This is a genomic window from Sporolactobacillus nakayamae, assembly GCF_900113325.1.
Taxonomy (GTDB): Bacteria; Bacillota; Bacilli; order Bacillales; family Sporolactobacillaceae; genus Sporolactobacillus; species Sporolactobacillus nakayamae.
The window spans coordinates 58,128-80,859 of sequence record NZ_FOOY01000007.1; the positions used below are offsets into that span (position 1 = coordinate 58,128).

At 45.0% G+C, this 22,732-nt stretch carries 17 protein-coding genes and 3 tRNA genes; 14 read left to right on the top strand and 6 right to left on the bottom strand.

Going from position 1 to position 22,732, the window contains the following annotated elements; genetic code table 11:
- The first annotated feature begins 50 nt into the window (after window positions 1–50).
- The 12 genes from BM003_RS05780 (at window position 51) to BM003_RS05835 (ending at window position 11,855) form a co-directional block, all read left to right on the top strand.
- On the top strand, window positions 51–1,337 hold the full coding sequence (locus BM003_RS05780; RefSeq protein ID WP_093671044.1) for an adenylosuccinate synthase: 1,287 nt from the start codon (window positions 51–53) through the stop codon (window positions 1,335–1,337).
- Between the two features lie 965 nt (window positions 1,338–2,302).
- Window positions 2,303–2,379 (top strand) — tRNA-Met (locus BM003_RS05785).
- 3 nt (window positions 2,380–2,382) lie between these two features.
- Window positions 2,383–2,458 (top strand) — tRNA-Asp (locus BM003_RS05790).
- Window positions 2,459–2,468: 10 nt separating this feature from the next.
- Window positions 2,469–2,541 (top strand) — tRNA-Phe (locus BM003_RS05795).
- A gap of 306 nt (window positions 2,542–2,847) precedes the next feature.
- On the top strand, window positions 2,848–3,567 hold the full coding sequence (yycF, locus tag BM003_RS05800) for a response regulator YycF (RefSeq protein WP_093671046.1): 720 nt from the start codon (window positions 2,848–2,850) through the stop codon (window positions 3,565–3,567).
- On the top strand, window positions 3,560–5,374 hold the full coding sequence (gene walK / locus BM003_RS05805; protein ID WP_093671048.1) for a cell wall metabolism sensor histidine kinase WalK: 1,815 nt from the start codon (window positions 3,560–3,562) through the stop codon (window positions 5,372–5,374). Before yycF ends, walK begins: the two co-directional genes overlap by 8 nt.
- 1 nt (window position 5,375) lies before the next feature.
- A complete protein-coding gene (locus BM003_RS05810; protein ID WP_093671050.1) occupies window positions 5,376–6,695 on the top strand; it encodes a YycH family regulatory protein in 1,320 nt (439 codons plus the stop codon).
- A complete protein-coding gene (locus BM003_RS05815) occupies window positions 6,692–7,507 on the top strand; it encodes a two-component system regulatory protein YycI (protein WP_093671052.1) in 816 nt (271 codons plus the stop codon). The genes BM003_RS05810 and BM003_RS05815 overlap by 4 nt, the downstream gene beginning before the upstream one ends.
- Before the next feature lie 42 nt (window positions 7,508–7,549).
- Window positions 7,550–8,344 carry an MBL fold metallo-hydrolase gene (locus tag BM003_RS05820; RefSeq protein ID WP_093671054.1) on the top strand — a complete coding sequence of 265 codons (795 nt, stop codon included), beginning with the start codon at window positions 7,550–7,552 and terminating at the stop codon, window positions 8,342–8,344.
- A gap of 333 nt (window positions 8,345–8,677) precedes the next feature.
- The gene (locus BM003_RS05825) at window positions 8,678–9,916 is read left to right on the top strand and encodes a S1C family serine protease (RefSeq protein WP_093671055.1); all 1,239 of its coding nucleotides are present in this window, start codon (window positions 8,678–8,680) and stop codon (window positions 9,914–9,916) included.
- Between the two features lie 515 nt (window positions 9,917–10,431).
- A complete protein-coding gene (gene rlmH, locus BM003_RS05830) occupies window positions 10,432–10,911 on the top strand; it encodes a 23S rRNA (pseudouridine(1915)-N(3))-methyltransferase RlmH (protein WP_093671057.1) in 480 nt (159 codons plus the stop codon).
- A 269-nt stretch (window positions 10,912–11,180) separates the two neighbouring features.
- Complete coding sequence (locus BM003_RS05835) at window positions 11,181–11,855, top strand: hypothetical protein (protein WP_143128434.1); 675 nt, start codon at window positions 11,181–11,183, stop codon at window positions 11,853–11,855.
- A gap of 300 nt (window positions 11,856–12,155) precedes the next feature.
- Here BM003_RS05835 and nrdG read toward each other — a convergent pair whose 3' ends face one another.
- Both nrdG and nrdD read right to left on the bottom strand, forming a co-directional pair.
- Complete coding sequence (nrdG, locus tag BM003_RS05840) at window positions 12,156–12,743, bottom strand: anaerobic ribonucleoside-triphosphate reductase activating protein (protein ID WP_093671061.1); 588 nt, start codon at window positions 12,741–12,743, stop codon at window positions 12,156–12,158.
- A gap of 13 nt (window positions 12,744–12,756) precedes the next feature.
- Window positions 12,757–14,964 carry an anaerobic ribonucleoside-triphosphate reductase gene (gene nrdD, locus BM003_RS05845; protein WP_093671063.1) on the bottom strand — a complete coding sequence of 736 codons (2,208 nt, stop codon included), beginning with the start codon at window positions 14,962–14,964 and terminating at the stop codon, window positions 12,757–12,759.
- Between the two features lie 432 nt (window positions 14,965–15,396).
- On the opposite strand from nrdD, the gene BM003_RS05850 reads away from it, so the two are divergent.
- Complete coding sequence (locus BM003_RS05850) at window positions 15,397–16,713, top strand: L-cysteine desulfidase family protein (protein WP_093671065.1); 1,317 nt, start codon at window positions 15,397–15,399, stop codon at window positions 16,711–16,713.
- Window positions 16,714–16,754: 41 nt separating this feature from the next.
- On the opposite strand, the gene BM003_RS05855 is transcribed toward BM003_RS05850, so the two are convergent.
- A complete protein-coding gene (locus tag BM003_RS05855) occupies window positions 16,755–17,645 on the bottom strand; it encodes a LysR family transcriptional regulator (protein WP_093671067.1) in 891 nt (296 codons plus the stop codon).
- Between the two features lie 153 nt (window positions 17,646–17,798).
- Window positions 17,799–19,442, bottom strand: a complete 1,644-nt coding sequence (locus BM003_RS05860; RefSeq protein ID WP_093671069.1) for a malolactic enzyme — start codon at window positions 19,440–19,442, stop codon at window positions 17,799–17,801.
- A gap of 252 nt (window positions 19,443–19,694) precedes the next feature.
- Here BM003_RS05860 and BM003_RS05865 point away from each other — a divergent pair, with 252 nt between their 5' ends.
- Window positions 19,695–20,804, top strand: coding sequence for a PTS sugar transporter subunit IIC (locus BM003_RS05865; protein ID WP_093671071.1), 1,110 nt, complete (start codon window positions 19,695–19,697; stop codon window positions 20,802–20,804).
- Window positions 20,805–20,878: 74 nt separating this feature from the next.
- Here the strand turns inward: BM003_RS05865 and BM003_RS05870 are convergent, their stop codons facing one another.
- Window positions 20,879–21,370: a hypothetical protein gene (locus BM003_RS05870; RefSeq protein WP_093671073.1), complete on the bottom strand. Its 492-nt coding sequence runs from the start codon at window positions 21,368–21,370 to the stop codon at window positions 20,879–20,881.
- 142 nt (window positions 21,371–21,512) lie between these two features.
- A complete protein-coding gene (locus tag BM003_RS05875; RefSeq protein ID WP_093671075.1) occupies window positions 21,513–22,457 on the bottom strand; it encodes an aldo/keto reductase family protein in 945 nt (314 codons plus the stop codon).
- Window positions 22,458–22,732 lie beyond the last annotated feature (275 nt).

The following is a 22,732-nucleotide window of genomic DNA, read 5'->3' on the forward strand; positions in this document are numbered from 1 at the left end:
TGGCTTTAGTGAACTAAAATATTATTTTGTAAAAGTAGGGGGCTAAATGAATGTCTTCTGTTGTTGTTGTTGGCGCACAGTGGGGCGATGAAGGAAAAGGAAAAATTACCGACTACCTTTCGGAGAACTCGGAAGTAGTGTCGCGTTATCAAGGTGGAGATAATGCCGGGCATACAATCGTCTGGAACGGTAAGACGTACAAATTACGATTAATGCCATCAGGAATTCTTTACAAAGAAAAGATCTGCGTCCTTGGGAACGGAATGGTTGTCAACCCTAAGTCCTTGTGCAGAGAATTGGACTACATGAAGGAGAGCGGCGTCAGCACGGATAATCTGCGCATCAGCAACCGCGCCCATGTGATCCTCCCTTATCACTTGAAGTTGGATCAACTTGAAGAAGAAAATAAGGGTGCGTCTAAGATCGGCACAACGCAAAAGGGCATCGGTCCTGCTTATATGGATAAGGCGGCACGTGTCGGTATCCGGATGGCCGATCTTCTGGAACCGGAGACCTTCCGTCAGAAGCTGGAGAAGAATCTGAAAGAGAAGAATCGACTTCTTGAGAAGTTTTATGATACTGAGGGCTTCAATATTGATGATATATATGATGAATATCTTGAATACGGAGAGCGCCTGAGACCTCTCATATGCGATACTTCTGTTGTATTGAATGATGCGCTTGATGCAGGCAAACGTGTCCTGTTTGAAGGCGCGCAAGGCTGTATGCTGGATATTGATCAAGGAACGTACCCATTTGTTACTTCTTCCAATCCGGTAGCCGGCGGCGTCACAATTGGCGCGGGTGTTGGACCAACGAAGATCAATCACGTTGTGGGCTGTGCAAAAGCGTACACTACACGTGTTGGCGATGGTCCGTTCCCAACAGAATTGACCAATGAAATTGGCGACAAGATTCGTGAAGTCGGCCATGAATATGGAACCGTTACAGGACGCGCGCGCCGCGTCGGCTGGTTCGACAGTGTCGTTGTCCGCCATTCGCGTCGTGTCAGCGGGTTGACCGACCTCTCTCTGAACTGTGTTGATGTGCTCACAGGTCTTGAAACTGTCAAGATTTGCAAAGCATATAAATATAAAGGCAAGTTGATCGAAGAGTTCCCTGCGAGCCTGAATGTTCTTGCTGAATGTGAACCGGTCTATGAAGAAATGCCGGGGTGGACTGAAGACATTACAGGAGCGAAATCACTATCAGAACTGCCGCAAAATGCGCGTCACTATATGGAACGCATCGCGCAGCTGACCGAAGTGGCACTGTCACTGTTTTCTGTCGGTCCGGATCGGACGCAAACGATTGAAGTACGCAGTCCGTTTGCCTAACTTTAAATGATTTGAAAGCTTTGCTTATCAACCGTATAAAAGACAAAATGCCGTGGCGATTGCTGCGGTATTTTTTACATTGGCAGGAAAGTAAAAAAGCATTTAAGGAAACGAGCAGAAAGTATAGCGTTTTGCCTTGCCGGTACGACGATAAGGTCATAAGATTCGGTTGGGCCTGGCGATCAGGTAAGCGCCCAATCTGAGAAATAAACGGAAAAATAATTCCGCTTAATTAGAAAATGATTGAAAAAATTGCTTAAATAGACGGAGAAATTCCGCCTATCGAATCAAAAAACGTGAAAATGCCGGGTTGTGCAGTGCATAACCGGAAAAATTACCCTTATTTACCTGTGAAACAAGCGCCGGGATGCATATAACCGGAAAATCTCCGCTTATTTTACTCCGGCCGCGTTACTTAATTAAGGATCAAAATGATTTATGAAACAGAAATGTCTGTTCACGCACAAGGTTGATGATTCAGAATGGTAAAGTCATCACATCCTGTGAAAGTATGTCCTGAATGCAACGCGAAAGCCAGCGCATCGTGCGGAAGTAAGGACCGGGCTTTCACGGTTTTTCTCACAAGTAAAGAAAGTATGTGATTTTGAGCATGCTGCCCCCCAGATAATAAACCCAGACACGAAAGCGCGAGGGCGCCTGCGGGAGTGCAGGCCAGGGGAGACCCCGCAGATAATCGTCTGTTCGAGGAGGCTTCCGGACTGCCCGCGGCAAGCGAGCAGCTGAAGTGTCGCTCTAGCTCAAGGTTGATGGATCAACGCCGTTTTCAAAGTGACAGCCAAGGACCGGGCTTTCCCAGTTTTTCTCATTTGCTCATGGATATAGGCCGCATGAGTTACGATTTTGATGTATGAAAAAGTTAATTACAAAAAAAGGTTGCATTAATGAATTGACCATGATAAAATATTTCTTGTGCCGCAAAAAGACATGATGTTGTATTGAAATATCGCGGGGTGGAGCAGTCTGGTAGCTCGTCGGGCTCATAACCCGAAGGTCGTAGGTTCAAATCCTGCCCCCGCAACCAAATGGATCCGTGGTGTAGGGGTTAACATGCCTGCCTGTCACGCAGGAGATCGGCGGTTCAAATCCGCTCGGATCCGCCATTATTATTATGGCTCGGTAGCTCAGTCGGTAGAGCAGAGGACTGAAAATCCTCGTGTCGGTGGTTCGATTCCGCCTCGAGCCATGTTTTCGCCGCACATAAGCGATCGTCGCTCTTAATAGAAAATATACTTAAACAGGACGAAGCCCTTGATCTAGCTCAAGGGCTTCGTCCTGTTTTCTTCCTTATGACATCATTATTGGGATTATGTTAAACTATAGAGGAAATGTCCGAGCAAGTGTTGTGGCGAAGATTCTATGATAAAACGCCATAGACACAAATCGCGGAACAGGTTGCGATCCGGATTACAAGATAAATGATGAGTACAGTAAAAGAAGCACACATTGCACGGGAAATAAATTCTAGGGACTACAAAGGAGGCTGCACAAATTGGAAAGTAAAATTCTAGTTGTCGATGATGAACAGCCAATTGCGGATATACTACAGTTTAATTTGGAAAAAGAAGGGTACGAGGTTGTATGTGCCTACGATGGCGAAGAAGCCCTTGAAAAGGTAGAGCAGGAAAATCCTGATATGATTCTGCTTGACGTGATGCTTCCGGTCAAAGATGGCATGGAAGTGTGCCGCGAAGTTCGAAAAACGCATAACATGCCGATTATCATGCTGACAGCAAAAGACTCGGAAATTGACAAAGTACTTGGTCTTGAAATGGGCGCCGACGACTACGTCACAAAACCATTCAGCAACCGTGAACTGATCGCCCGAGTGAAAGCGAACCTGAGGCGGCACAGGCAGGAAGGCACCGAGGAAGAGAAAAAACAAGAGAACAGCATTGAAATCGGTGATTTGGTTATTCATCTTGATGCCTACGTAGTAACCAAACGCGGGAAGATGGTCGAGCTCACCCATCGTGAATTCGAACTGCTTCACTATCTTGCCGATCATATCGGACAGGTTATGACTCGGGAAAATCTGCTTCAGACAGTCTGGGGTTATGATTATTTTGGTGATGTCCGAACCGTAGACGTAACAGTGCGCCGGCTGCGCGAGAAAATCGAAGATAATCCCAGCCGTCCGGCATGGATTATTACACGTCGCGGTGTCGGATACTATTTGAAAGAACCAAATCAGGAGACTAGTGATGAATAAAGTCGGTTTTTTTAAATCGATTCAATTTAAAATTGTATTAATCTATACGCTGCTCATTTTACTTGCCATGCAGCTGATTGGCGTCTACTTCTCCGATCGTGTTAAAACAATTACCTTGGACAGTTTTGAAAAATCGCTTGAGAGCCAGAGTCAGCTGATCTCTTGGAATGTCGGTGAAGCGATACGTGAGGCAAAGGAAACGAATGTGGATGATCCTGATCATGTGACGAACAAGATTCAGAACCAGCTGATTGAACTCGACAGCAATATTAGAGAAATTCAAGTGATAGATCCCAATATGGTCATTATTGCCGCAGATGAGAAACATGAGAACGTTGTTGGAAAGCGAACGACCAACCGGCTAATCATTCAGAATTTATCATCCAACGTAACCAATACAGATCGGTTTACCGATCAAAAAAACGGTGAACGCGTGGATGCTGTTACGACACCGATAAGAGTAGACAGTCAACATTATGGCACGCTCTATGTGGAGAAGAGTTTTGAAAGTGTCTATAGCCAGTTGCAGCAGATCAATCAAGTACTGGCCTCTGCGACGGCTTTCGCACTATTGGTTACCGCAGTTCTCGGCTTCTTCCTTGCACGGACAATCACGCGGCCATTGGTGCAAATGCAGCGGCAGGTGCTTGCCGTATCACAGGGGAATTTTACACGGAAGGTGAAAATGAGCGAACCGGATGAAATTGGACAGCTTGCTACGTCATTTAACAATATGACCATGAAGCTCCGCGAGGCCAACGCGACGACTGAATCGGAACGCCGCAAATTGAAGTCGGTGCTGACCTACATGACCGACGGTGTCATCGCAACAGATCGTAAGGGAAATGTTATTTTAATGAATAACCGGGCCGAACAGCTTCTTAACGTCTATCGTCATGATGTAACGGGAAACTCGATCTTGGATTTGCTGAAGATTCGTAAAGAACACAAGATCATGGATCTCTATGATTTGAATGATTCGATCGTACTCGATTTCAGTACGGACGATGAAACGATCCTTCTCAGGGCAAACTTTTCAGTTGTTAAGAAGGACAACGGTCTTGCGAATGGCTTAATCGCAGTCATACACGATGTGACGGAGCAGGAGCAGGTGGACATGGAACGTCGGGAATTTGTTGCCAATGTCTCGCATGAACTCCGCACGCCGCTGACCACAATGAAGAGTTATCTGGAAGCATTACAAGACGGTGCGGTTGAAGACGCAGCGCTCGCAACGAAATTTCTTGGTGTTACTCAGCGCGAAACGGAGCGTATGATCCGGTTGGTAAACGACTTGCTGCAGTTGTCTCGATTGGACTCCAGGGATTATAAAATACATCTTGAGCGGACTGACTATATCTCTTTCTGTCAAAGTATCATTGATCGTTTTGAAATGTCCAAGAAGCAAAATATTGATTTTGTCCGCAACTTTCAGAAGGGATCCTTTTATGTCCAAATTGATCGTGATAAGCTGACTCAGGTAATTGATAATATTATATCCAATGCGATTAAATATTCACCGGAAGGAGGCACCATTACCTTCAAAATTACACGACGAGGTAGAAATGTCCGGACAATGATCAGCGATCAGGGTGTCGGTATTCCAAAAGAAAACTTGTCTAAAGTTTTTAATCGATTCTATCGTGTTGACCGCGCGCGTTCGCGTAAATTGGGCGGCACTGGACTGGGACTCGCCATTGCGAAGGAAATGATTGAAGCGCAGGGCGGAGAAATCTGGGCGGAGAGTGACTGGAACAGAGGAACGGCCATTCATTTTGTACTTCCGCTGGACAGAAGGGATCATTGAGATGCATCGTGAAGTATTCAAATCCTTATTGCTTGGTGCGCTCGTATTCGCAAGTGTCGCCATGACCTTCAACATACTATTCTATAAATCGGATTTTAAGAATTATAATCCAAATTCCACTAAAAAGGTAGCAATTGCCCAAGCGCGTAAGACTCCTGAAGTCATTCGTCCTAATCTAATGCTGGAACATAACAAAAATGGTGACTTTGGCCAAATCAGCCGTACCCAGATACAAAAGGCGTACACACTGCTTCGGGAGTCTGTTTTTAGTGTGCAGACGAACTATAGCTCCGGAATGGACAGTGGGGATAACGCTCTTTATAAACTCGTATTTCCAGGTCCGCTCACGTTCGGCGCGTTGAGCAAGGTATTTCAGTTTGACACCGGCGGCAAGTCATTAAGTGAGAACCACATACTTATTGACCGAGTTGAGGTCTTTCGCTCGACAAATGGCAGTATAACGGCAGTTTTCTATTCGCCAAATGAAAAAAGCAAGCTTTTTACGACAGTTGATCATTTGAATATTAATAATTTGAAAAATGTATATGCCAATGTGAATCTTAAGCCTTATGATCGTCAGACTTTAAAAGGCAAGGTGGTCTATCTGCCACAAGAGAAAACGAAGATGCATTCCGAAGTGAGTTATTATGAGCAGCTCTCGCTGGAAGAATTCATTCCGATTCTTTTTACGACTGATCCCGATAATGTATTCCCTACAAAAGGAAAGACACAATATACCGATAGTGAACGGCAGATGGAGCGCACGAATAATATTGTCCAATTTGTAAATCCGGGTATTACAAGCACTGTGGAGGAGAGACAGGATCCAATCATCGGTAGTTTTGATTGGATGAACACTTATAAACTATGGACAGATGACTATATCTATCAAGGGACTTCATTGAAAAACTATCGTGGTGATGGAACAGTCACTTTCCGTATGACTTTGGGAAATTATATGGTGTTCAATACGGAGGTTTATCCCAACTGGTATCTAAGTATGATTGAACTCACCTGGAAAAGCGGTGAATTAAGCAATTATAAGGGAACACTGCTTGATTTGAATCCGGTGGACAGTCAGGGGAGTATGGTGCTTGACTCAGGCAAGGAAATACTTGATCGTCTGAGTGATGCACATGTGGACGTGAATGCAATAGAAGATCTGTCCATAGGGTATGAATTGAAAAACCCTGCCTCAAACTCCGATCAATCCATTGTTGCAACGCCTGACTGGTTTTTTAAAGTCAATGGTCGCTGGTATTCCGCGACTGAAAAAATATCGCCTTCTCGACTAAGCAATGGGAAGGAGGATCCGTCATGAATTGGAGCAGAACAAAATCAATTTTTATTATTTGTTTTCTTCTTCTCGATGTTTTTCTCGTTTTTGAGATGTATATGAGGCAGCAGGATGAAAATGTTGAACCTGTTCCGGACGGAGGGTCTGTTACGCACAATTACAAAATGGAGACGGTAACGCCTACACTTCCTCAGAACATCACATTCCTCCGAGGGACGCGGATTGATTTTAATTATCAAAAAAACGCGCTTGTTCAGCTAGCCAGCGGCAAGAATGACGCGAAAAAACAGAAAGTTAATTTAGAAGAAAACGGACGGCAATTGACCGGGATGTTTGTGAATCCTATGGTGCTTGGTGATGTTAAGAATGAGGATGTACAAAAATCCTTGCTTAACATGGTTTATCAAGGACATGAGTATAAGTTTTGGCGACTTGATCAAGGCAAAGAAACGATAAAGTTCGCTCAAACCTACCAAAATCGACCGGTATATGTCAGCACTCGAAATAAAGTGCAGATGCTTGATTTCATTGTTCAGAAAAACCAGGTAACGGGTTTCCGACAAAGCTATTTAAAATTGAGCTCGAACAAACACAATAAAGTCGATCTCATTAACGCGGAACAAGCGATTAACTACTTGGCGGATCGGACGGATCTGGTTGGCTACAGCATGTTGCACATCAAGGCCGTTGAACTGTGTTACCTGAATACGGTCGGTGTTGAGAGCGCGGAGCCTTTGATTTTTGTACCGGCTTGGCATATTGTCGCGCGTATCGACAGCAGAACGAACGATTACTTTGTTAATGCGGTAACTGGCAATGTTCAATCCATCAATTAATAAGAAAGAATGGGTTGTTGGCCACCCTTGGGAGGGGGAGAAATGACGTTTAACTTTAGTGTACTGGCGAGCGGTAGTACGGGGAACTCGCTTTATATTGAGACAGAGCAGCAACGATTACTGATCGATTGCGGGCTGAGCGGTAAGAAAATGATTGAGCTGCTTGGACAAATTGGGCGCTGTCCGGAAGATATTGACGGAATTTTAGTCACACATGAACATAGTGACCATATTAAAGGTCTTGGCGTCTTCGCGCGCCGATTCCATACACCTGTTTACGCGAATCGAAAAACATGGCAGGCAATGTCTTCAGGTATTGGGGAAATTCCTACGGAACAAAAATTTGAATTTGCGCCAAACACAACGCAGGATTTCGGTGGTTTAGCCATTGAATCATTTTCTGTTTCACATGATGCGGCGGATCCGATGTTTTATGTTGTGCATGACCATGAGAAACAATTGACGATTTTGACTGATCTCGGCTATGTTTCCACACATATTAAAGGATTAATTAAGAACTCGGATGCGTATATTATGGAAGCGAATCACGACACGGAAATGTTAATGATGGGGCGCTACCCGTGGAGCGTCAAGAGACGTATTTTAGGCGATACCGGACATATCTCAAATGATGAATCCGGTCTTGCACTGACTGAGATGTTCGGAGACCGGACGAAAAAGATTTATCTCGCGCATCTCAGCAAGGACAATAATATGAAAGAGCTGGCGAGAATGAGCGTCGGACAGCGTCTGGAAAGCATTGGGCTCAAGCCGGGACGTGAGGTGGGTCTTTACGACACAGATCCTGACCACGCGACGATATTGACCGCAATTTAAGGTTTATTCGCGCGGAATTGTGGCTATTCTTTACATAGAACAATGGCAAATTTGCGATGCTTATAGAAATAGTCACATAATTTTTATAAGAGAGATTATCGGTGGTAAATTATTCATAAGGGAAGTAACGTGAATAACTAAGGCCTCATAAGTATTTTTATACGGGTGGGAAAGTATAAAAGACAGAGAATTTAAGAAAACGAGTACAAGCGGCCCGGCGAATGAAGCTTCTTCGCGAGAGGTTTAGCGAAGCTGAGTTTTCTAATTCTGATGAAGCCATGTGTTCTCAAACTCCGAACATTTTTTCATGAATTCAAAAGAGGAGGAATAGGTATGGGGTTCTATGATGACAACCATATAGGGAGCGATCCGGAATCCGACGGCAGCTCCCAGCACCCACGGGAAACGCGTATGCACGGCGGATGGTTTTTTTCAGGTTTTATTGGCGCTATTGTCGGAATGGTCTGCCTTTTGATCTTTGCTCCAATACTATCGGATCTAGGCGTCTTCCCATATCAGGTATCAACTGGGTCGCAGAATACCAATAATGTGAGCAATCCGACCTTCAATCGGCAAATGAATGTTAATGTAACTTCATCGGTTACCGAGACCGTAGATAAACTATCACCTGCCGTTGTCGCTGTTATCAACCTGCAAAAGGCGAACTTCTTTGACAACAAGTATACCGAATCAGGAATTGGTTCAGGAATTATCTATAAAAAGGATAATCAGTATGCATACGTGGTTACGAACAACCATGTGGTGTCCGGAGCGGAGAAAGTGGAGGTTCGCTTGAATGACGAGTTGAAAACGAATGCCACTGTTTTGGGTAAAGACGCTCTTTATGACTTAGCGGTACTTCGAATTTCGGCAAAGAATGTTAAATCAGTCGCTGAATTCGGCAATTCGACAAAATTGAAACGCGGTGAACCTGCCATCGCGATCGGCAATCCACTTGGATTCTCCGGATCCGTGACTGAGGGCATCATCAGTTCAACAAGTCGAACAATTCCCGTGGAGAGCAATAACGCCTCAATCGAAGCGCAGGTATTGCAGACCGACGCGGCGATTAATCCCGGCAACAGTGGCGGGGCTCTTGTAAATATTGCAGGACAGGTTATTGGCATTAACTCATCCAAGATTGCTACAACGGGAAGCGGCACGGATGAAGGCGTCGAAGGTATCGGGTTTGCAATCCCAATTAACGTTGCCAAACCGGTGATCAACAAACTTGAGACAGGCGGTAAAATTGAACGGCCGATGCTCGGTGTCAGCATTGTCGACCTTTCAATGGTTCCGAATGAAGAAGCCAAACAGCTGCAGCTGCCGTCTGACGTAAAGACCGGACTGGTTGTTACTGATGTTCAAAGCTCAAGTCCTGCTGCCAAGAGCGGACTGGAAGCAGGCGACGTGATTACGGAAATCAATGGACATAAAATTAAAAGCTACATTGAATTCTCCACATATATGTATACACAGCTTCGTGCGGGCCAAACAGTGACTATCAAGTATTACCGAATGGGCAAAGTGCATGATGCAAAGTTAAAGCTTGGAAGCAAAACCTTTTCTTAACACGTAAGAGCAGAACAAGTCAAAGGACTGAAAAAATAGTCCTTTGACTTGTTTTTTTATGCACATGTGACTAAGTTTTCAGGGCATAGAAGTGAGAACAAGTTATGCGTGATTGTGGACAATTTGTGCACAGCAATGAACATTTATCCACAAGTTATGCACGTTTGAGGAAAAACTGTTCATAACTCTGAAAATTCATCACATTCAATTATGGTAAAATGAAGATATTTCGTAGGAGCAGTCTAGTTAATAGAAGTGAAAAGCGCGATTGTACAGGGTAAATCGCTATACGCAGAGAGTAGTGCGCCACATAATTAGAGCAATGCGAATAAATAGTGAATTTCGACAAATAGTGACTTTTTATGATGAAAATAGTTATCCACATTCACCAAAATACATCATTTTTCGGTACGTATATCTTGTGGCAAACGAATGATTCCATACAGAATATAGAATTAGCCTGTGGATATGTGCATAAGTTCTGTGTATAACTCTAAATAAGGTTGGGATAAGTTGTGAATATCAGTATTTTAGTCGTGGGAAAGTTGAAAGAAAAATATTTTAAACAAGGGATTGAGGAATATGTAAAGCGGATGGGGCCCTATGCGAAAGTCGCGATCATTGAGGTGCCGGATGAAAAAGCACCTGAGAATCTCTCCGCAGCAGAAATCGAGCAGGTCAAGCAGGCAGAAGGCGCGCGGCTACTGAAGAAGTTGGCTGACAATGCCTATGCCATCGCACTCGCAATACAGGGGAAGCAAATGCCTTCCGAGGATTTTGCCGCAAAGATTCAAGAACTTGCGACCTATGGACACAGCGATATTGCCTTCATCATCGGCGGTTCGAACGGTTTGAGCGATGAAGTTCTAAGGAGGGCTGATTTCCAGCTCTCCTTCTCCAAATTCACGTTTCCGCACCAGCTCATGCGCCTAATCCTAATCGAGCAGATTTACCGCGCGTTTAAAATTATGCGGGGAGAACCGTATCATAAGTGAGGGAATTTCCATAATGAGCATTGTACACGCACGACTCCTGGCTGCCGTAGGTATCGGAAAGGGTGCAATCCAGATCGAGAATCAGTGTTTTTGACGTTCTAAGTCGATGCACCTGATCAAGCAGTGCCTGATTCGTGAATACGCCAGTGCATTCCTCATCTGAATGAAATTGTGCAAATTGCACCTGTCATATATACCGTTCATAATTTGCTCCCAGCAATATAATGTATTATCAAAACTAGTAGGAGTGGTTATGAATGAGTTACGATATGTTTGAAAATGATGCTCATCAAAAAGACCCTTGCGATAAATTCAAACATGATTGTTGCGATGATCCATGCAAAGATTTCAAAAGGAAAGAGAAAAAATGCCCTAAAAAAGAAGAAAAGGGCTTGCTGACCGAACTTCAAGTCGATCAATTTCCGACCATCGTTCCAACACGCAAAGCACCAAATCTGAGAAACAAATTTGCGAATGTAGACGTGTGCATCAATGACTGTAAGGACCGCGTCGTTGTAGTCTTAACTGTGGAATGGGGTCCTAAGTTTTATCCGGAATTAGGATCTGCTGTAGAAGCAAAGTCACTTCCATATCCTATTTTAGTTCCATTCCCGGCGATATTTAAAATCTGGAGAAAAGGCGATTCAGGTCCTGTACTCATCTCGGAGAAAAGAGATTCCAGCTTTGGCATCGCCTACTATTTTAACAAAGAAATCATTGCCAATACGACGACAACGATTCACGCAGTGGATCCGGATCCAACTCTTTGTAAAAATAAATACTTTGCCACAATTGAACCTGATGAAACGACGATGTCGCCACCAGTCTTAACAGAACTGTCAGGCTTTTTGGGCTATAGTCTGCCGAAATTGAGCGTAAAAAATGTTCACAGCTACACCCTTACCGCAGAAGTAATTGCGGCCAACAAAAAGAAATGCAAGTAACTAAGTAATTTTCAGCCTGCTCATGAGTATGGGCGGGTTTTGCTTTTCTATATAGAGTATGCTTGCCAATCAGACAGGGTGCTAACATGTACTCGAAATCATAGTGACACGCGTATTACCGGCAGTGCTTGACTGTTTGAACCGCTCGTGATTCTGAAATATGAAATATGGGAAAATAAGCACGAGCAATGCGCCGAGCCGCGCCAGCGGATTGAATTCATGATTCCTATTGAAGATTAGGAAAAACTAAAAAACAGCCTGCACCTAATCAAAGGTGCGGGCTGCATAGAATAAGAGCTCTTATTTAACAAGCCGATCCCAAATCACAACTTGTCCGTTTTTCAGTGATTTTTGAACATCAATGATGCGCTGGTTGGCGCTGCCGCGGAATTGCAAGGTCAAGTCTTTCTGAGTGAGTTCGAAGCGGCCGTCAACTAAAATATCAATTTTTGACAGAAGTTCGCGCTTGTCTTCAGAGTCTTGCTGCAATTCTCCCCAAGTATAGCCTGTCCATGACCAGACATCTTTGGTCTGTCCAAATTCACTGCGGAGCCGATTCACCAGGGATAGGCAAACCTCCGTGTTTAAGAAGGGTTCCCCACCGAGTAGAGTCAGCCCCTGAATATAAGGCTGTCCAATATCTTTGATAATTTGATCCTCTAACTCCTTAGTGTACAGATGTCCATAGCGGAAGTTCTGAGCGGCTTTGTTGTAGCATCCAGGGCAGTCGAATGGACAGCCGCTGACATAGAGACTGCAACGCACGCCCTCGCCATCGACAAAATTAAATGGCTTATAGCTGGCAATGTAGCGTTGACTTAATTTCTCAGCGCGCCATGTCTTTGGGTTCGGGTTTCGCGGACCGATTGATTCCGGATTTTTGACCATCAGATGCCCTCCCTTATTGCCGAGCGATCGTGTTGCTGTCATTGCCCGCAGTCAAATGCTTGACACGGGAGGCGATTTCAACGTGGCGGCCGTGAATCATCGGACGCTGCTGCGGGTTCCCTAGATAACCGCATGTGCGTTTTACGACGTCGCAGCTCTGCGGATCATTGTTGCCGCATTCCGGACACTCAAAGCCGCGTTCAGTCGGCTTGAATTCACCCTTGAATCCGCATTTGAAGCATTGGTCGATCGGAGTATTGGTTCCAAGATAGCCAATCCGATCATAGGCATAATCCCAAACAGCTTCCAAAGCTTTCGGATTTTGTTTCAGATTCGGATACTCGCAGTAATGAATGAACCCGCCGGAGCAGTAAGGCGGAAAATCCTTTTCAAAATCTAATTTTTCAAATGGTGTCGGTGCTTTTCGAACGTCATAGTGAAAACTGTTTGTATAGTACTCTTTGTCGGTAATATCTTTTACTTTACCGAATTTCTCAGTGTCTTGGCGGCAGAATTTATCGGTCAGACTCTCGCTTGGTGTACTGTACACACTGAAATGGTAGCCGTATTCATCTTCCCAGTCTTGGCAGTGTTCCCAAAGGTTTTTCACAACGTTGATTGCAAAATCTTTTGCTTCCGGGTTGCTTTCCCATGTACTGCCGTAAAAAACGGTGCCGACTTCATACAGGCCGATATAGCCTAGAGAAACGGTGGCACGTCGATTTTTGAATAGTTCATCAACCGAGTCTGTACGCTTCAATCGTTTACCGAAGGCGCCATACTGGTAAAGAATCGGCGCATTTTCCGGTGTTGCCTGTTTTGCGCGTTCCACTTTAAAGACCAGTGCTTCTTTGCAGATTTGCAGACGTTCCTCAAGAATCTTCCAGAAGGTTTCTTTGTCGCCCTTTGATTCCATGGCGATACGAGGCAGATTAACGGTTACGACACCGAGATTCATTCGCCCGGAGTTCACCTCTTTGCCGTTCTCATCATGCCAGCCTTGCAAAAAGGAACGGCAGCCCATCGGTGCTTTAAAGCTTCCCGTGAGTTCAACCAGCTTGTCATACATCAGCACATCCGGATACATCCGCTTGGTTGCGCATTCCACAGCCAGCTGCTTGATATCGTAATTCGGATCACCCGAATTAAGGTTGAGACCACGTTTCAAACTGAATACCAGCTTAGGAAAAATTGCGGTGCGGTGTTCTTTACCCAATCCATCAATGCGGATGCGCAGAATCGCTTTTTGAATGGCCCGTTCGATCCAATTCGTTCCAAGTCCGAATCCTAAAGTAGTAAAGGGTGTTTGTCCCTGGGAAGAGTACAACGTATTAATTTCATACTCTAACGCTTGCATTGCGTCATAGATGTCTTTCTTTGTTTTTTTGCGGGCAAAGGCTTGCTGACGTTCAGCGCCTTCAACCCACTCTTTAGCGTCAGTTAAATGCTTGTCGTAATTTTTTTGAGCGAAAGGAGCAAGAAGTTCGTCCACACGGTCGGCTGAGCATCCGCCGTATTGACTGGAAGCAACGTTGGCAATAATTTGTGCCATTTGAGCAGTTGCCGTCTGGATGGAGTGCGGCGGCTCAACATCGGCGTTACCTATTTTAAAACCATGATTGAGCATTTCATTAAAGTCAATCAAGCAGCAATTAGTCATTGGGCTGTATGGCTGATAATCCAAGTCATGCCAATGAATCTCGCCTTTTAGCTGTGCATTGGCTACCTTCGGCGGGAGCATTTTCAGTCCGATGGCCTTAGCAACGGTACCCGCAGTCAAATCTCTTTGCGTATTAAATACATGACTGTCCTTGTTCGCGTTTTCGTTCACAATCGTTTTATCTTTATGTAGCAATTTGCGAATCGTGAAATTAATGTCGGTTGCCTGATTGCGCGAAAAATCGCGTTGAGTCCGATAGTTAATGTATTCCTGAGCAATGTCATATTGGTGATGGGTCAGAAGCGTCTGTTCAACAATATTTTGAATCTCGTAAATTTTAACGTCATTGTGGAATCGTGATCTGATTTCAGTGATGACATCATCGGTAATTTCATTAATTAATTGATAGGTCATCGGATCTAATTCGCCGAGGACGTGCTTCGCTGCTTTTAGCAGAGCGGTTGTGATTTTTTCAGTATTGAAATCTATAATACGGCCATCGCGCTTCAGTACGTTAACCGCCAGCGGATTCACTGCCGTTTTTTGTTTTGTCTCTAGCATTATGAGTGCCCCCTTTTAAACAATTACTCAATCTATAATAGGAGATTATCGGGTATGTTTCAATCAATATATAGGAACGAATAGTCTGGAAAACTTATAGAAGATACTATATATTGTGTTGTAATGGGATAAATTTAAATTGTGACAAGCCTGTGAAAGATGTCGTAGGTAAACAAAGCTTACAGCTTGCCGTAATTCTCTATAATAATACTGAAAATCACTAGCGTTATAGTTTTCAAAGCAGTTGATTCAAAATACTCGAATTTTAGAGTGCTATCCACTAAAAACATCCGTTACAATGGAGACAAGAAAGAAGTCATGTATGTCAGAAATCCAAAGCATCCTAATTTTAGTCGTTGAAACATGGATGAATACAGAGAAATGGCGATACAGCTTGTAAATCAATAGGTTAACGTAGGAGGATTATTTTTAATGAACCCAGGAGAACAGATTTATCAAAATTACATGAATATTTTAAAAGAAGAGCTTGTTCCTGCTACTGGCTGCACTGAGCCGATAGCGGTTGCTTATGCGGCCGCGAAGGCTCGAGAAGTGCTGAACGCGGTGCCTGAAAGCTGCATCATTGCGGCAAGCGGAAATATCATTAAGAATGTAAAAAGTGTCGTTGTTCCCAATACAAATGGTTTGAAAGGCATTAAAGCAGCTGCCGCAGCCGGTATTGTCGCCGGAGATGCATCGAAAAAACTGGAAGTGCTGGCAGATATTGAAGAAAAGGCGAAGGCATCCATACAGGGCTACATTGACGCGCATCCGATTACTGTCGCTCCTGCGGACAACGATATCGTTTTTTATATTGCAGCGACCGTTAAAAAAGGGAACAATGAGGCAACAGTTGTCATTGAACAGTATCATACCAATATTGTTCGCATCACGCGAAATGAAAAAGTACTGTACGAATCGGGCAGCGGTTCAGATGAAGGCGGGGGGCTGACGGATCGGAGCCGTCTCACGGTTCGGGACATTCTCGATTTTGCGACTAGTGTACGCCTTGAGGATATTTCAGAAGTTATCGGAAGACAGGTCACCTTTAATTCCGCTGTCTCTGAAGAAGGGCTGACCCACGAGTGGGGTGCCAATATAGGAAAAGTCCTGTTGCGCGCCTATGGCAATGATATCAAGACGCGTGCTCGAGCCGCCGCGGCGGCGGGATCCGATGCGCGAATGGGCGGTTGTGAAAAACCGGTTGTGATTGTTTCGGGAAGCGGGAATCAGGGGATGACAGCCTCTCTTCCTGTCATTGAATATGCTAGGGAATTACGTGTGTCGCGTGATAAGCTCTATCGTGCTCTGGTTCTGTCCAACTTGGTAACCATTTACCAGAAAACGGGCATTGGTCGTCTCTCTGCATATTGCGGTGCGGTCAGTGCCGGATGCGGCGCGGGTGCCGGCATTGCCTATTTGCAGGGTGGAGATTATGAAGATATTGCCCATACCATTGTCAATGCTTTGGCAATCACGTCAGGCATTATCTGTGACGGCGCGAAGCCATCATGCGCCGCCAAAATCTCCTCGGCAGTTGATGCCGGCATTCTTGGTTATCATATGTATAAAAATAACCAGCAGTTTTTCGGCGGTGACGGCATCGTCACCAAAGGTGTGGACAACACGATTCATAATGTGGGCATTCTGGCTAAAAAAGGGATGCGGCAAACAGACCGTGAAATCATTAATATCATGCTTGAACATACCAGCAAAGATGCTGTCGCTGACGAACAAAACGAAACATAACAAGACTCAGATATTGCCGAATAGAATGGATAAGTTCATGTTTACGAGTCCACATCTGTTTCCCGCGTCAGCAGCTCGATTGTTGTTTTTTGCAGCGAAGTCAGCAGATGGTTCGATCGGTAGACAAGCTGGATTAGGAATTCCGGCTGCGGTTGATCTTTTAAGGACAGTACAGCGACAGGGTCCTGCGGAAGGAGCGCGGCTTCGCTAAGCATACTAATCCCGACACCGCATGCGACCATGCCTTTAATGATCTGCACATCGTTGGTTTGATAGATGAGTTTCGGTTTGATCCCTGCCTGCTCAGTCAACTCGCGAAAGGCGATTGAATGAACAAAGCGTTCGTTGAGCTGAATGAACGATTCGCGCTTCAAATCATGAAAATACAGTGAACCACTTTGAGCCATTGGGTGGTTCAGGCCGACGATAATTTTGAATTGTTTTCGTGCAAGTAAGTGAACGGACAGTTTGGGGTCTTTGATGGGCTTGGTGGAGCTCAAAAGGGCCAAATCCAACTGTCCGTTTTTCAGTTGGTTTAAAAGCGAGTTCGAACCATCCTCGCGTGTGTCTAGATGGGAGAGCAGGTTCTTTTTCGAGAGTTTTGCTGAAAGCGCTGGGAAGAATGAGCTGCCAATTATAGGCGGCAGACCGAATCGAATCTTTTCCTGCTTAATTGCCGTGATCTCTAATTGGGCTGTTTTAAGCTCTAGCAGGATTTGCGTGACATGAGTCTGAAATTGTCTGCCGCTTTCTGTGAAAATCAAATCTTTATGCGATTGATCGCGAATAACAAGCTTAGTTTCTAATTCTTTTTCCAATCTTTGAATGGCGGCCGTAATTGTCGGTTGACTAACATTAAAGTAATGAGCGACCCTTGTAAAATTTTTTTCTTGAAACAGCTGTTCAAAATAATAGAGATCCCGTATATTCATGAGCAGTTTCGCCTCGCATGCTTTCAGCTTCAGTTCGTTGTCTTTAGTGTACCATTAAGATGCCTTTGTGCGTCATAAGCAAAACAAAAGCCACTGAATCCTATGTGATTCAGTGGCTTTTGAACTTAGATTAATAACTAATTTTTTGTAGCGTCATAATCGGTTGTCTAGATCTTGGTATTCAGGCACCCATTTTTCCTTTTCGATGGCATCGGCAACGCTGGTAATCGGTTCTTTAGTCAGGCCCTGATTAACGGCGCTCTGAGCGACAGCCAAGGCGACGGTCTGCGAGAAAGCATCGAGTTTTGAAACGGGCGGAAGAACCGCAGCACCAGGCTGATTCGGGTCGACAATCCCACCAAGCGAGTGAGCTGCCTTTGAAATCATTTCGTCATTTAATAACTTTGCTGTGGATGCAATGACACCGAGTCCAAGTCCTGGATAAACCAGCGCATTGTTGGCTTGGCCGATTTGGTAGACAACCCCTTTGTAGGAAACGTCTGGAGCGGGAATGCCTGTCGCAACGAGCGCGCGACCATCTGTCCATTTAATCAGATCTTCCGCTTTTGCCTCTGCCAGCTTGGTTGGATTGGAAAGCGGGAAGATGATCGGGCGTTCGGTATGCGCGGCCATTTCTTTTACAATGGCTTCGGTAAACGTGCCGGGCTGTGTTGAGGTTCCCACCAGAATGCTTGGATGAATGGCTGCGACGACTGCCTCTAAATTGGTCAGTTTTTCCGGATGTGCAAACTCAGATCGCTTGCGCGCGAACGGTTTCTGTTCCGGCGTCAGCGTCGGATCATCATCGAAGAGCAGTCCTTGTTTATCAACCATGTAGAAGTGCTTTTTTGCCTCCTCTTTTGACAATCCTTGTTGCAGAAATTCATCATAAATACGCTTTGTGATACCCGCACCCGCGGTACCTGCACCAAAGCACAGATAAATTTGATCCGTCATTTTCTGTTTTGAAATAGTTAGCGCCCCTAAGATACCGGCTAGAACGATAATTCCTGTACCTTGAATATCATCATTGAAGGTTGTGATTTTATCTTTATATTTGTTTAAGATAGTTGCTGCGTGGTCGCGACCGAAATCCTCAAAGTGCAGGTAAAGATTTGGAAAAAGTCGTTCCGCACGTTCAACGAATTGATCGATGAATGTGTAGTAACGATCACCTTTAATGCGTTCGTGGCGATTGCCAAGATACATCGGATTCTCAAGCAGTTTCTGATTGTTAGTGCCGACATCGAGGACAACCGGCATGACTTGACTTGGATCAATGCCGGCAGCAACGGTATAAACCATCAGCTTGCCAACCGAAATGTCAACGCCTTGCGTTCCCCAGTCGCCGATGCCGAGGATGCCTTCAGCATCGGTAACGACAATCAGACGAATGTCGCGGCCGCCTGCGGCATTTTTTAATGCACTTTCAATCATATCGGGTTCATCAATGGATAGAAATGCGGCATTTTGCGGCTGAACGAACAGATCGCTATAATTTTCAATCGTGTCCGCAATCGTCGGATCATACACAATCGGCATGAATTCAACGACATGCTGGCTGAACAGTTTAAAGAATAAAACGCGATTCTCGTTGAAAATAGCCATTAAAAAAAGCCGTTTTTCCAAATCGGATGTTTTGGTTTGAAAGTGAGCGTAGGTTTGTTTTGCCTGCTCCTCGAGGCATTGCACTTTAGGAGGGAGCAGTCCGGCCAATCCGTACTTTTGGCGTTCTTCTTTCGTAAAAGCCGTTCCTTTGTTTAAGAAGGGATCATTTAGAATGCTTACTGGATTCATGTTAAGATCTCCTTAATCTCTAGTTTCATTTACCTGTTCATCATAGTAATAGGCGTTCATTATAGTCAAACATGGCCATTGCAATAGGTTCTGTTTATATGACTAGCGGTTAAGCAAAGGCTTGCGGTGATTAGCAGTATAAAATACTTTAGTGAATAAACGCGTTGCATTGCGAAATGCGATGTGTTAAAATAGCAACACTCACTATTAACGTGAAAGTACAGAGACAGAAAACAGGAGAGGATGTTGACGTTGGAAAGAGAAAAGCTGACGGTGAAAGCATTCGTAAATCATGTCCTAGTCGGCCATGCGATTGGAATTGTTGCAGCATTGATTCCATCGGCATTACTCGGTGAATTAAGCAAAGCGCTGATGGGAAGGTTTCCGGTTTTCGGAAGCATTTATCAATTGGTCACGATTTTCATGCTCGCCGTTCCTTTGCTGATTGGCGCGGCGGTGGCACATCAATTCAAATTAAAGCCGATTCCGATGGCCTGCGTGGCTGCGGCGGCATGGGCCGGATCCGGAGCCTTACAATTCACACCAAACGGCATTGTGATCAACGGCATGGGCGATTTAGTGAATATATTAGTGACGATCAGTTTGACATGCGGATTGGTCCTGCTTATTGGAGGGCGTCTGAAGTCGTTTGAACCGCTCGCGATGCCGCCGATTATTTGTATCGTCGGAGGCGGTATGGGGCTGATTGTTTATCCGATTGTGCACACGGTTACGACCGGACTTGGCGGGATGATCAACAGTTTCACGGCATTGCAGCCGGTTCTAATGGGTGTATTGATTGCGGTTGCTTTCTCGGTAATTATGATCTCACCCGTTTCGACAGTGGCGATTGCCTCGGCAATCGGCATGAGCGGTATTGCTTCAGGCGCGGGCAATCTGGGCTGTGTTGCTGCAGCTGTAGGTATGTTTGTCGGAGGGCTGCATGTCAATAAAATTGGTCTTTCGTTATCTATTGTTCTCGGAACACCTAAGATCATGATCGCGGCGATGGTCCGCCAGCCGAAGATTCTGGTGCCGATTATGCTTAATGGCGCTCTTTTGGGCGCACTTGGTGCCATTTTCCAAATCAAGGGTACACCGATCAGTGCCGGGTTTGGGTTTTCAGGCATGGTCGGTCCTATTAATGCCATTCATTTTATGTCTGGCGGAGCAACACTTGCTAACCTGTTGATCATTGGCCTCGTATTCATTGCGGTGCCTTTCGCAGGCGGATTTTTCTTCGAATGGCTCTGCCGAAGGGTGCTCCATCTCTATGCTCCGGAGGATTACAGTACAGAAATGGCGGAATTTAAGAAAGAAAAACCGGAATCGCAGCCTAAACTTGTCTTGGAAAATGCTTAATATAATAATAAAAACGTCACGCGTTGGTTTCCGATGCGTGGCGTTTTTTTCCCGGCCTTTTTTAACACCCTCTATCAGCACCACACGATGATTTTGTATGGCGAGGTCTGCGCGGGGATACTTTTTGTCGAAGGGCCGTAAATCACAATTAGATTGTGATTAGCGGGATTGTGCGTAAAATACTGTCCGTTCGGCAGTAAAATTTGTGTGAAAGGCGCTAAGGTCAAACTTAACTGCCCATCACTGCTCACGAGTTGATCGTTGAAAAAATCGACCTTTACATTGTGATCCGGATTATCCTTGACCATAATAAGCGCTCGATACTGCGGCGGATAAATCAGCGGGACAGGTGCGTTTCCATCATAATAACCAGTGACCCGATCACCCACGGCTACGCGGGTATGACCCACAAAGTAGGTAGTAGGCGATATGACAAAATTTACAGTGCCTGAATTATTTTCTAGGGTAAATAATTTGTAACAGCCTTGTCCTTCTTCACTTGGTCCGATCATAAAATCACCGATCATTGTGACTATGCCTTGAAATGCTTGCCAGTTTATGTTCATTTTTAATCACCCGGACCTTTGTAGATTTCTTCAATTTAGACTATGTCAATGGCCTAAATCTGTGAATTGTATCTGCGAATTTAAGGGCATAAAAAACCGTGTTCATATTTCTGAACACGGTTGGTACAGTCTGCTTTTCCTGTTAAGGATTCAGTATATTTTCAATTTGATTTAATGTTTCTGTATCTAGCGCGACATCGGCCGCCTTAGCGTTATCGACGATTTGATCGGGCTTGCTGGCACCGACTACGACACTGGCAACGTTGTCTTGACGAAGAATCCAGGCCAGTGCCAACTGCGCCATGCTGATGCCAAGTTCAGCGGCGATTTTCTTGAGCGCAGCAACTTTAGTCAAGTTTTCTTCCGTCAGATACTCACGGATGCCGCCTTTGTTTTCAGCCGCCCGGCTTCCTGATGGAAAATCGTTTAGTGACGCATATTTTCCGGTCAGCACACCTTGGGCGAGCGGAGACCAGCATACTTGGCTGACCCCGTGCGCACGGCTCGCGGGGATAACCTGGTCTTCAATATTCCGGGCAAACATATTGTACTTCGATTGATTGGCGACAAAATGATTGAGTAGCTTCTGATCGGCAAGCTGCGCGGCCTCGGAGATCTGATCCGCGGTCCATTCACTGACGCCGATATAGTTGACCTTGCCCTGATGGATCAGGTCATCGAACGCGCGCAAGGTTTCTTCAATCGGTGTTTCTTTATCAAATCGATGGCAGTAGTACAGATCAATGTAATCGACATCCAGGCGTTTCAGGCTGGCGTTTGCTTGTTCCATAATATGCTTTCTGGACAGACCGTGGTCATTGGGTCCGTCACCCATTGGAAAGTATACTTTTGTTGAAAGTACGATTGATTCGCGTGGGAAGGCTTTGATTGCCTTGCCAACGACCTTCTCGGCCTCACCACGCATATAAACGTTCGCTGTGTCGAAGAAATTAATTCCGAGATCATAAGCTTTTAAAATCGTATTCACTGCATTTTCGTTAGCGACATAGCCGCCGTACGTCAGCCAGCTGCCGAGACTAATGGTGCTGACCTTGAGACCGGTGTTGCCAAGACGACGATAGTTCATGGAAAACCTCCTCTTACCCTTTTCGCTCAGGCATGTTCGAAACCCGAAGCATATCCGCAAGCTGCAAATTAATGATAGGCTTCTTCTTTTGTAAGCGTCAAATAATAGAATTCAGGACGCTCATATAGGTGAGAATAACAGTGAAGATTACTAATTACAAAGTGTGATCTTCAGTCGCAGTAAAGACGGAGTGCGCAGCAAATTCGTTACGACTTTGCTGCGTCGTTCGATACGATTTTGAGGTCCTTCGTTACGATTTTCCTTCGGTTCGATAC